The organism is Streptomyces coacervatus, from assembly GCF_029223485.1.
Lineage (GTDB): Bacteria > Actinomycetota > Actinomycetes > Streptomycetales > Streptomycetaceae > Streptomyces > Streptomyces coacervatus.
Map to the genome: position 1 here is coordinate 615845 of NZ_JARHTP010000002.1, position 10617 is coordinate 626461.

General features: G+C 70.1%; 11 protein-coding genes. 1 reads left to right on the forward strand and 10 read right to left on the reverse strand.

From position 1 onward, the window contains the following. Positions 1–19: 19 nt before the first annotated feature. The 10 genes from aspA to P2Q00_RS06465 all read right to left on the reverse strand — a co-directional run bounded on the left by aspA (position 20) and on the right by P2Q00_RS06465 (position 9554). Positions 20–1432, reverse strand: coding sequence for an aspartate ammonia-lyase (gene aspA / locus P2Q00_RS06420; RefSeq protein ID WP_275770392.1), 1413 nt, complete (start codon positions 1430–1432; stop codon positions 20–22). Between the two features lie 120 nt (positions 1433–1552). Then, positions 1553–2569: an asparaginase gene (locus P2Q00_RS06425; protein ID WP_275770395.1), complete on the reverse strand. Its 1017-nt coding sequence runs from the start codon at positions 2567–2569 to the stop codon at positions 1553–1555. 31 nt (positions 2570–2600) lie between these two features. After that, on the reverse strand, positions 2601–4055 hold the full coding sequence (locus P2Q00_RS06430; protein WP_275770397.1) for an amino acid permease: 1455 nt from the start codon (positions 4053–4055) through the stop codon (positions 2601–2603). Continuing rightward, on the reverse strand, positions 4052–4729 hold the full coding sequence (locus P2Q00_RS06435; protein WP_275770744.1) for a FadR/GntR family transcriptional regulator: 678 nt from the start codon (positions 4727–4729) through the stop codon (positions 4052–4054). Before P2Q00_RS06435 ends, P2Q00_RS06430 begins: the two co-directional genes overlap by 4 nt. 186 nt (positions 4730–4915) lie before the next feature. Next, positions 4916–5572, reverse strand: a complete 657-nt coding sequence (locus tag P2Q00_RS06440) for an ATP-dependent endonuclease (RefSeq protein WP_275770398.1) — start codon at positions 5570–5572, stop codon at positions 4916–4918. A gap of 714 nt (positions 5573–6286) precedes the next feature. After that, positions 6287–7123 carry an undecaprenyl-diphosphate phosphatase gene (locus tag P2Q00_RS06445; protein ID WP_275770401.1) on the reverse strand — a complete coding sequence of 279 codons (837 nt, stop codon included), beginning with the start codon at positions 7121–7123 and terminating at the stop codon, positions 6287–6289. Between the two features lie 73 nt (positions 7124–7196). Next, positions 7197–7571, reverse strand: coding sequence for a fluoride efflux transporter CrcB (gene crcB / locus P2Q00_RS06450; protein WP_275770402.1), 375 nt, complete (start codon positions 7569–7571; stop codon positions 7197–7199). After that, entirely contained in the window at positions 7568–7963 is a 396-nt protein-coding gene (locus P2Q00_RS06455; protein WP_275770404.1) for a DUF190 domain-containing protein, read from the reverse strand. Before P2Q00_RS06455 ends, crcB (P2Q00_RS06450) begins: the two co-directional genes overlap by 4 nt. Beyond that, a complete protein-coding gene (crcB, locus tag P2Q00_RS06460; protein WP_275770406.1) occupies positions 7960–8421 on the reverse strand; it encodes a fluoride efflux transporter CrcB in 462 nt (153 codons plus the stop codon). Before crcB (P2Q00_RS06460) ends, P2Q00_RS06455 begins: the two co-directional genes overlap by 4 nt. 170 nt (positions 8422–8591) lie before the next feature. After that, a complete protein-coding gene (locus tag P2Q00_RS06465; protein ID WP_275770746.1) occupies positions 8592–9554 on the reverse strand; it encodes an SMP-30/gluconolactonase/LRE family protein in 963 nt (320 codons plus the stop codon). A 162-nt stretch (positions 9555–9716) separates the two neighbouring features. Between P2Q00_RS06465 and P2Q00_RS06470 the strand changes: the two genes are divergently transcribed. Continuing rightward, positions 9717–10568 carry a ribonuclease BN gene (locus tag P2Q00_RS06470; protein WP_275770408.1) on the forward strand — a complete coding sequence of 284 codons (852 nt, stop codon included), beginning with the start codon at positions 9717–9719 and terminating at the stop codon, positions 10566–10568. Positions 10569–10617: the final 49 nt, after the last annotated feature.

Below are 10617 nucleotides of genomic sequence, written 5' to 3' on the forward strand. Positions count from 1 at the left end.
CCTGGCGCGCGGCCGTGGCTCAGGCGATGGCGGAGCCGCTGCCCGCGACGACCTCGGGCCGCAGCAGGTCGGCGAGCCGCTCGGCGGGCAACAGGCCCTTCTCCAGGACGAGTTCGGCAACGCCTCGGCCGGTGGCGAGGGCCTCCTTGGCGATGTCGGTGGCGGCCGTGTACCCGATGTGCGGGTTGAGGGCGGTCACCAGGCCGATGGAGTTCTCCACGCTTCTGCGCAGGGCCTCGGTGTTGGCGGTGATGCCGTCGACGCACCGCTCGGCGAGCGTCAGACAGGCGCTCTGCAGATGCGTGATGGACTCCGACAGGGAGTGCAGGATGATCGGCTCGAAGGCGTTGAGCTGGAGCTGTCCGGCCTCGGCGGCCATGGTGATGGTGACGTCGTTGCCGATCACCTCGAAGGCGACCTGGTTGACGACCTCGGGGATCACCGGGTTGACCTTGCCGGGCATGATGCTCGAACCGGCCTGTACCGGCGGCAGGTTGATCTCGCCGAGGCCCGCGCGCGGCCCAGAAGACAGCAGCCGCAGGTCGTTGCAGCTCTTGGAGAGCTTTACGGCGATCCGCTTGAGCACGCCGGACATCTGCACGAACGCGCCGCAGTCCTGGGTGGCCTCGACCAGGTTGGCGGCGGTGACCAGGGGCAGCCCGGTGATGTCGGAGAGGTGGCGGCGGGCCGACTCGGCGTATCCGGCGGGGGCGTTGAGTGCGGTGCCGATGGCCGTGGCGCCCAGGTTGATCTCATGGATCAACTGGACAGCCTCGTCAAGACGGTTGCGGTCCTCGTCAATCATGACGGCGTATGCAGAGAACTCTTGACCGAGCGTCATCGGCACCGCGTCCTGCAACTGTGTACGGCCCATCTTGAGCACATTGCGGAACTCGACGGCCTTGCGGGCGAAGGCGTCCTGCAGTACGGACATCGCCTTGAGCAGTCCACGGACCGCGAAGACCGTCGCTATCTTGACTGCGGTCGGGTAGACGTCATTGGTCGACTGGCCGAGGTTGACGTCCTCGTTGGGGTGCAGGTGCTGGTACTGGCCCTTCTCGAACCCCAGCAGCTCCAGCGCCCGGTTGGCGACGACCTCGTTGGCGTTCATGTTGGTCGAGGTGCCGGCGCCGCCCTGGATGACGTCGACGACGAACTGGTCGTGCAGCTTGCCGTCGCGGATCTCGCGGCAGGCCTCGACGATGGCGGCGGCCTTCCTCGGCTCCAGCAGACCGAGTTCCTCGTTGGCGAGGGCGGCGGCCTCCTTGACGGCGGCGAGGGCGTCGATCAGGTGCGGGTAGGCGGAGATCGGGGTGCCCGTGATGGGGAAGTTCTCCGTGGCGCGCAGCGTGTGCACGCCCCAGTACGCGTCGGCGGGAACGTCGCGGTCTCCGAGCAGATCGTGTTCACTGCGGGTGGCGGCGGTCGTCATGAGGGTGCGGATCCTCTTTCAACAAGGTCAGGGTGAGCGCCCCTGCTTTTGGGGGCGCGGGGAACTGCGCGACCAGCCACAACCGGCCCGCAGATCAAGAACAACCGATCCGGCGAAGTGCTACGCACAAGCAGTCAGCGGGACCGGATCCAGAGCGCGCACGGGCCGGACGCAACCGACCGGCTCCCCGCCCCCGAGCAGCGCCTCCCCCGCAAACTCGGCAAGCAGCGCAGGATCCACGCCCGCCCGGGCAAGTCCAGCCGCAGCGACGGGCACACGCGCCCGGTTCGCCCCGTCGGCGATCTTCACGGCGACGGCCCGGCCGTCCGGGAGCGCGGCGACCTGGACACCCTCGAAGCCGTCCTTGGCGAGCAGCCCGGGCACGGCCCGCATCAGTGCGGCCACATCCCGGCCGGAGCCGGAGGCCATCTCGGCGTGCTCGCGCATCGCGTCGGCGACGCGCGCTTCGGGCGTGCCCTGGACCGCCGAGGTGATACGGGCGGCGGCGCGGGCGAGGCCGTGCAGGGACACGGAGAACAGCGGGGCGCCGCAGCCGTCGACGGTCGTCCGGGCGATGCGCTGCCCGGTGAGGTCCTCGACGATCTCCGCGATCGCCTGCTGGAGGGGGTGGCCGGGGTCGAGGTAGTCCTCCAGCGACCAGCCGTTGAGCTTGCAGGTGTAGAGCATGGCCGCGTGCTTGCCGGAGCAGTTCTGGGCGAGCCGGGAGGGCAGCCGGCCCGTGCGGATCCACTCGTCCCGGACGACCGGGTCGAAAGGCATGTCCGTCACATTGCGCAGATGGTCCTCGGTGAGCCCGGCGAGCTCCAGGATGGTCCGGGTGCCGGCGAGGTGGCGTTCCTCGCCGGAGTGGCTGGCCGCGGTGAGCGAGAGGAGCTCGCCGTCGAGCGGGAGCCCGGCCCGCACCAGGGCGACCGCCTGGACGGGCTTGAGCGCCGAGCGCGGGTAGAAGGCGGCCTCGATGTCTCCGAGCTGGAGCTGGACCTGCCCGTCGGCGCCGAGGACGACGACGGAGCCGTAGTGGATGCCCTCCACGACCCCGCCGCGTATCAGGTGGGCGACGGGGGCGTGGAGGGGCTCGCGGATCAGGGGTGGGTCCGCGACGGAACTGCTGTACATCACTGCCTCTTGTCGTGGAGCGGCGCGTGGGTTACGCGTCGGCGCCGGTGGTGGGTTGTGTCCGGTTGGACTTGCGTGCGACCCGTCGGCGGATGCCGAACCATCCGCCGACCAGGGCCCCGACGATCAGCGGCAGGCACAGCACGGTGGTGCGGCCGGCGCCTCCGTCGGCGTACATGAGGACCAGGACGGAGGCGAGGAAGGCCAGCGTCACGAGTTCGGTCCAGGGGGAGCCCGGGAGTTGGTAGCCGGGGCGGGTCAGCTCGCCCTTCTGGGTCTTCTGCCAGAAGAGCAGGTGACAGATCATGATCATGCCCCAGGTGGACAGGATGCCGATCGCGGCGAAGTTCAGCACGATCTCGAACGCGTCGGCGGGGACCACGAAGTTGAGGCCGACGCCGAGGACGCAGATGCCGCTGGTGAGCAGGATGCCGCCGTAGGGGACCTGGCTGCGGCTCATCACGCCGGTGAACCTGGGGGCGGAGCCGGACATCGCCATGGACCGCAGGATGCGGCCGGTGGAGTACAGGCCGGAGTTGAGCGAGGACATGGCCGCGGTGAGGACGACAAGGTTCATCACACCGCCGGCCGCCGGGATGCCGACGTGGGACAGCACGGTCACGAAGGGGCTCTCGGCGGCGCTGTACTTGTTCCAGGGCAGCAGCATCGACAGCAGGACGACCGAGCCGACGTAGAAGAGGCCGACGCGCCACATGATCGAGTTGATCGCCTTCGGCATGATCTTCTCGGGGTTCTGGGTCTCGCCCGCTGCGACGCCGACCAGTTCGACAGAGGCGTAGGCGAAGACGACGCCCTGGATGATCAGCAGCATGGGCAGCAGGCCGTTGGGGAAGACGCCGCCGTTGTCGGTGATCAGGGCCGGGCCGGGGTGGGCGCCGTCGACGGGGTGCTGGGTGACCAGCAGGAAGATGCCGATGCACATGAAGATCACCAGCGCGCTGACCTTGACGATGGCGAACCAGAACTCCAGCTCGCCGAAGATCTTGACCGAGATCAGGTTGACTGTCAGGACGACGGCCAGGGCGATCAATGCGATCAACCATTGAGGGATGTCGGAGAACATGCCCCAGTAGTGCGTGTAGGTGGCCACCGCGGTGATGTCGGCGATGCCGGTGGTGGCCCAGTTGAGGAAGTACATCCAGCCCGCGGTGTACGCGCCCTTCTCGCCCAGGAATTCACGGGCGTACGACACGAAGGCGCCGGACGAGGGCCGGTACAGGACGAGTTCACCGAGGGCGCGCACGACCAGGAAGGCGAAGATGCCACAGACCGCGTAGGCGATGAACAGGGACGGGCCGGCGTCGGCGAGACGGCCGCCCGCGCCGAGGAAGAGACCGGTGCCGATCGCGCCGCCGATGGCGATCATGTTGACGTGCCGGGACTTCAGGGACTTGCTGTAGCCCGCGTCGCCTGCGTCGACATGTGCGGCCGGTGTGCGCGTCTCTTCTTTGAGGTGCTCGCTCACGCCTCGGGTCCGCCTTCCGTGGGGATGTCCGTGCGCGCGGGGCGCACGATGTCGGTGAGGGTCGTCTCGACGCGGTCGAGGTGGTGCGCCATGGCGTCCACCGCGTCGAGTTCGGAACCGTCCATCAGCGCCTCGACGATGGCCCGGTGCTCGCGGTTGGACTGCTCGCGGCGGCCGCCCAGTTCGTTGAGGAAGGCCGACTGACGCGCCAGTGCGTCCCGGATCTCCTCGATGACCCGGCGGAAGACCGGGTTCTGGGCGGCCTGGGCGACGGCCAGGTGGAACAGCGTGTCGAGGGCGACCCACGAGGTGGTGTCGGTCTCCCGCTCCATGCGCTCCAGCAGGTGCGTCAGATGGTCGAGGTCCTCGGGGGTGCGGCGCACGGCCGCGTAGCCCGCCACCGGGATCTCGACGTGCCGGCGCACCTCCAGCAGATCGCTGGCCGCGTAGTCGCCGAAGGTGGGGTCCTCGACGGTGCTGGCGACGACGAAGGTGCCCTTGCCGGTCTTGGAGACGGTCAGGCCCATAGTCTGCAGGGCCCTGAGGGCCTCGCGCAGCACGGGGCGGCTGACCTCGAGGGTGCGGCAGAGTTCCGCCTCGGAGGGAAGCTTGTCCCCCACCGCGTACTCGCCGCGCTCGATGGCGGCACGCAGATGCCCGAGCACCGCTTCCATGGCGCTGACGCGCCGCGGGCCCTGACTGGCTGTCTGGCTGTCTGACAGGTTCACGGTGTGATCCTGCGGGTGACGGGTGGGAGCTGTCAAGGGATGCGAAAAGTGAAATTCATGGGGTGTGAACCCTGCATGCAGACTTCACCTCGCCCCCGTTGTCCACCGGCACTGCGGCACGGGCCGGCCGCCTCATACGTGGTCGAGGAGGCGCTCCAGGGGCCGCGGGACACGCTCCAGGTCCAGGTGCTCGACCAGGGCTTGCGCGTAGAGCGCCTTGCGGCCGCTGTGCGTGCCCAGGAAGCGCCGCAGCTGGTGCTCCACGGGCCGGTCCCGCTGTGCCGGCTGGCCCTGAAAGGTACGGAAGGGTCGCATCTCGCCCTGGGCCTCGATCACCTGCTGCACACCCTCGGCCCCGAGCGCGCGGATCAGCTCGTCCTCCAGGTCGGCGACGCACAGATGGAACCCGAGTGTCTCCAGTCCGGCGCATGTGAGACCGGAACCGAGCCCGACCCGCTCCAGATGCCGCCGGAAATGCCGCTCCTCGCCGATGTCGCAGAGACCTGCCAGCGGGAGGCCGAGCCCCGCAGGACCGCACACGTCCAGGAAACGCCCGATGTTCGTCGCTCCCCCGAGCGGCACCACCGCGACGCCCTGCGCACCAAGGTCGCGGCCGTGGCGCGTGGCCAGCGCTTCGAGCGCGACCTGGTCACTGCTCCCCTCGACGAGCACGACCGTCCGCACACCGCCGCCGGTCAGCTCCCGCGCCTCCCCGGCGGCCGCACTCGCCCCCGCCCCGCCGGCCACCCAGGTGACCAGCGCCTGCCGGAATCGCCCCATCTCGTCCACGAGACCTCGCTTCCCGACGCCATCGTGGCACGGCAGAGATCCCGCACGCACGCGCGTTTTCCCGGGGTCAATGCCTCAAGAAATCGGAGGAGAGGGCGCCTTCTCGGCATCTCCGCACGCGGAGGCTCCACCGCCGTCGTCGGCCCCTACGGCGGCCGCCTCTCACGCCGGACCGCCTGGCCGAGGCCCACCAAGAACACCGCTCGAACACGTCGACACTGCTACGCGCTCAGCCGTCCGACCTGGACCACGGCAGTCTCGGCGCGACGCTGGGCCTGCCGCAAGCGCCGCTCGGCGCCGCGGGACTGCTCGAACGCCTTCCGCGCGGCCGTCCGGGCCTGGCGCCGGTCATCCTGGAGGCGCTGCAGTTCGTCGGTCAGCTCGCTGATGTGCCGCTCGAGCGCCTTCGCCCGTGCTTGCGCTTCGTCCGCCTGCCGCTCGGCGGCTGCGGCCTCCTCCTGCCGGGCCTTGAGATCGCGCTCGGCTTCCTCGGCATCCTGCCTGGCCTGCCTGAGGCGTCGGGGGCCTTCTTCTCCGACCCTGCCGTCGCGGCGACCTGCAGGCCGACTTGAGCGTTGCCGGGGCGGGGCGTGCCCTGGCGTCGTCGCTGGCGGGCGGGAAGCGCCGCTTTCCGTCCTGCGGGGACTCAGACCCCATGGGGCGCCGCGGCCCGTGGCGCCTTCCCCCGAGAGGCGCCCGTCTCCGCGGCCGCCGTCAGCTGCTGAGGGCGCCCATGCTGAGCAGCCCCAGCAGCAGCACGCCGACGATGATCCGGTAGACGACGAAGGCGTTGAAGGAGTGCTTGGCGACGTACTTCAGCAGCCAGGCGATGGAGGCGTAGGCGACGACGAAGGAGACGATCGTGCCGACGGCCAGCGGGGCGGCGCCCACCCCGGTGCCCAGGGCGTCCTTGAGCTCGTACAGGCCGGCGCCGGTCAGGGCGGGAATGCCGAGGAAGAAGGAGAGGCGGGTGGCGGCGACGCGGTCCAGGTCGAGGATCAGGGCCGTGGACATGGTGGCGCCGGAGCGGGAGAAGCCAGGGAAGAGCAGGGCGAGGATCTGCGAGCTGCCGACCAGCATCGCGTCCTTGAAGGTGGTGTCGTCCTCACCGCGCTTGTGCCGGCCCATCTGGTCCGCCGCCCACATCACACCACTGCCGACGATCAGCGAGGCGGCGACCACCCACAGCGAGCCCAGCGGCCCCTCGACGAGCTTCTTGGCGGCCAGGCCCACAACCACGATCGGGATGGTCGCGTAGATCACCCACCAGGCGAACTTGTAGTCGTGGTGGTACCGCTCCTCCTTGTTGACCACGCCACGTCCCCAGGCGGAGACGATCCGCACGATGTCCTTGAAGAAGTACAGGAGCACGGCGGCGATCGCGCCGACCTGGATGACGGCCGAGAACCCGACAACGGCGTTGTCGTCGACCGGGATGCCCATGAGCCCTTCGGTGATCTTCAGATGCCCGGTGGAGGAGACGGGAAGGAACTCGGTCACCCCTTCCACGACTCCGAGGACGGCGGCCTGACCGACGTTGATGACGCTCATGGGATCCAGTTCTGAGGAGTTGGTCGACAATGCTGTAGACAGTCTTACTACGCGCGGGAGGGAGGCCGGTCGCCTACCCCCACAGGGCCTGGGCGATCGACACCCCGACGAATGCCGCACCGAGGCCCGCCGCCACACTTCCGACGACGTTGGCGGCAGCGTAGAGCCCCGCCCCGGTCTCGGTCAGCCGAAGGGTCTCGTAGGAGAAGGTCGAGTACGTCGTCAGGGCCCCGCACAGGCCGGTACCGAGGAGCAGCTGCAGATGCGAACCGGCGGCCCCCTCGGCCACCGCACCGGTCAGCACGCCCAGGATCAGGCAGCCGGTGACGTTCACGGCAAAGGTGCCCCAGGGGAAGACCGAGTCGTGCCGGGACTGCACTGCGCGGTCGGTGAGGTAACGCAACGGGGCGCCGACCGTGGCGCCCGCGACGACCAGCAGCCAGTTCACAACGACCTCTTACCCTTCATATCCGTTTTGTCGGATTTACCTTTGCCCGGGTTGTCCTCGCGGCCCACGTACCGGATGACCTCGCAGTCGTCGAGGATGACGAGGCCCTCGCCGACGAGTTCGTCGAGCTGCGGCAGAAAGGCGCGGACGCGTTCCTCGGTGTCGACGACGACGATCGCGACCGGCAGGTCCTCGCTCAGCGACAGCAGTCGCGAGGTGTGGATCAGGGAGGAGGCGCCGAAGCCCTCGATGCCGCGGAAGACGCTGGCACCGGCGAGGCCCGCCGCATGGGCGCGGTGCACGATCTCCGAGTAGAGCGGTTTGTGGTGCCAGGTGTCGTTCTCGCCGATGAAGACGGTCACGCGCAGCGCGCTGCCGGTCAGCCTCGTCATGGCTGCCTCCACTTCAGGACACGGCGGGCCACGGTCACCGCGAGCCACACCGCTGTGAGCGCCGCGAGCAGGGTCGCGGCGAGGTAGGCCAGCCCGGTGCGGGGGTGGCCGGCGTCGACCAGCTTCTGGATGTCGACGGCGTAGGTCGAGAAGGTGGTGAAGCCGCCGAGCACGCCGGTGCCGAAGAAGGGGCGTACCAGGCGGTGAGCTGCCCATACGTCGGTGATGACGACCATGAACACGCCGATGACGGCGCAGCCGACGACGTTGGTCCAGAAGGTCGCCCAGGGAAATCCGCCGGCCTGGGTGGGCCACCACAGGGAGACCGCGTAGCGGGCGGTGGCGCCGACGGCTCCGCCGAGCGCGACCACGGCGACGACGGGGGCCTGGGTGCGCCAGGCGGGCCGTCGCGGGATGCGGGGACGGGCGCGGACGCTCTCGGCTTCCGGGGCTGTCATGGTCGTACGTCTCCTACTCGCCGGGGCCCCGGGCATGCGGGCGCCGCTCCTTCGCAAGTAGGGACCGTTGGCGGCGGCACTGCCGCGGTTCGGGTACGGCGGGCCCCACCGCCGCGCCGCGAAGTGTGGTCGCGGCCGGGCAACAGGGTAGCGCCCGGCCGGGACCCGGGTCATTTCGGGGCCGGTCGCTCGCACACCGCGATGCCCCGCTCCCACAGGCTGCCCAGCACCAGGTGGCCGGCAGCCTCGCAGACGCTGGTCACCATGCGGTAGCCGGAGTGCCGGCGGGCCAGGTGGTGGACGATCGTCCCCTGGTCGTCGACGGCGAGGGCGCCGATGGTGCCGGTGGGGCGGAAGGGGGCGCGGACGGCGATGCGAGCCGCGGCGCCGCGGACGGCGGGGGCGGTGCGGTGCAGCAGGTCGAGCGGGGGGACGCGAGGGCCGGCCAAAGACACCCAGATCGGGCCGTCGGGTGTGCCGCGCCAGAGGTTGTCGGGCATGCCGGGGAGGTTTTCAGCGAAGGGTTCGCCGTGTCCGGCCCGGCTGCCGGTGAGCCAGTAGCGGGTCAGCCGGCGGGCGCCGGTCTCGGCGACGACCAGGAACGATTCATCAGCGCTCAGCGCCAGCCCGTTGGCGAACTGGAGCCCCTCCAGCAGCACTTCGGGACTCTCGCTGCCGGGGGCGAGGCGCAGCAGGCGGCCGGTTCCGGTGTGTTCGACGAGGTCGCCGATCCACTGGTCCAGGGGGTAGCGGCGGCTGGAGACGGTGAAGCAGACGCTGCCGTCGGACAGGGCGACCGCATTGCTGCAGAACCGCAGCCGCTCCCCGGCCACCGAGTCCGCGAGGATGCGCACGATGCCCTCGCCGAGGTCGACGCGCAGCAGTCCGAGCTCGGCGTCGCACACCAACAGGGCGTCGTCCGGGAGGAGTTCGAGGCCGAGCGGGCGGCCGCCGGTTTCGGCGAGCACCTCCACGCGGGGGGCCGCGGGCTCCGTCAGTCCGTCGATGCGCAGGATGCGGCCGTCCTCCACTCCGGTCAGCACTCGGCCGCGGGCGTCGGCGACGACGTCCTCGGGGCCGCGGCCGCCGATGGCGACGTACCGGAGCGGGACGAGTTCACTGGGACGGTCCATGAAAACCTCCTCGTCGAGGTCGGGACAGTTCATGCTGGCATGTGTAGGGATGCTGGATGCCCGCCGGGTGCCGCGTCACCCGATCAGGTTTACCGGGACGCGTTCCTGGCCACTCAGGACACCACCACCGGTAGCTCCGGGCCGGAGGAAGGGGTGGTCCCCATGTCACGGCTGGCCGCCTGGCACCGGCTGGGGCTCGCCGAGTTGCACCGGCGCGGCACGGAGCTGGAGTTGATGCACCGCGCCATGGGGTTCGCGACACTGGCCCTGGTCACGCTGGCGCCGCTGCTGATCCTGGTGGCCGCGGCAGATCCGCTGGGGCACGAAGGCTTCGCACTGTGGCTGGTGGACGGCATGGCCCTGAACGGCCGGTCCGCCGACGCACTCGCGCATGTCTTCGGCCCGACCCGCAAGGTGATCAGCACCACCAGCGCGCTGAGCGTGGCACTGCTCGCACTGTTCGGCATGTCCTTCGCATCGAGCGTGCAGAACGGCTACGAACGGATCTGGAAGACGGCCGCCGCCCCATGGCACCGGATCTGGCGGCACGCGGTCTGGCTGGTCATGCTCATGGGATACCTGTACGCCCAGGTGCAGACCCGGAGCGTGCTGGAGGGTCCGCCCCGGATCCTGCTCAGCATGGGGGTCGGCGTGCTGTTCTTCTGGTGGGGGCCGCACTTCCTGCTCAGCCGCCAGGTGCCCTGGCGGTATCTGCTGCCCGGTGCGCTGGCCACGATGGCGGGCCTGGTGGGCCTGCGCGCCTTCTCGTATCTGGTGTTCACCCCGCTCCTGGTCACCAACGCGATCAGCTACGGCCCGGTCGGCACCGTCCTGGTGGTGGAGTCCTGGCTCGTCGGCGTGGGATTCGTCGTCTACGGCGGTGCGCTGCTGGGCCGGCTCATATGCGAGTGGCTCGGACACCTCGACGAGCCGCCGCCTCCGCCGCCTCCTCCGGACCGCCCGGCCCGGCAACCGACGGACAGCGGGCAGGGACCGTCGGCCCTGCGTTCCTAGTGAGCCGGCCCTGAGTACCGTTGTCCCCTGGAGTCGGGTGACCAGGGGG

Bases quoted from the DNA above. Each gene is read 5' to 3' on its own strand.
- P2Q00_RS06425 (WP_275770395.1), bottom strand. From the start codon at position 2,569: ATGTACAGCAGTTCCGTCGCGGACCCACCCCTGATCCGCGAGCCCCTC.
- P2Q00_RS06465 (WP_275770746.1), bottom strand. From the start codon at position 9,554: ATGGACCGTCCCAGTGAACTCGTCCCGCTCCGGTACGTCGCCATCGGC.
- P2Q00_RS06445 (WP_275770401.1), bottom strand. From the start codon at position 7,123: ATGAGCGTCATCAACGTCGGTCAGGCCGCCGTCCTCGGAGTCGTGGAA.
- P2Q00_RS06470 (WP_275770408.1), top strand. From the start codon at position 9,717: ATGTCACGGCTGGCCGCCTGGCACCGGCTGGGGCTCGCCGAGTTGCAC.
- P2Q00_RS06455 (WP_275770404.1), bottom strand. From the start codon at position 7,963: ATGACGAGGCTGACCGGCAGCGCGCTGCGCGTGACCGTCTTCATCGGC.
- aspA (WP_275770392.1), bottom strand. From the start codon at position 1,432: ATGACGACCGCCGCCACCCGCAGTGAACACGATCTGCTCGGAGACCGC.
- P2Q00_RS06435 (WP_275770744.1), bottom strand. From the start codon at position 4,729: ATGGAAGCGGTGCTCGGGCATCTGCGTGCCGCCATCGAGCGCGGCGAG.
- crcB (WP_275770406.1), bottom strand. From the start codon at position 8,421: ATGACAGCCCCGGAAGCCGAGAGCGTCCGCGCCCGTCCCCGCATCCCG.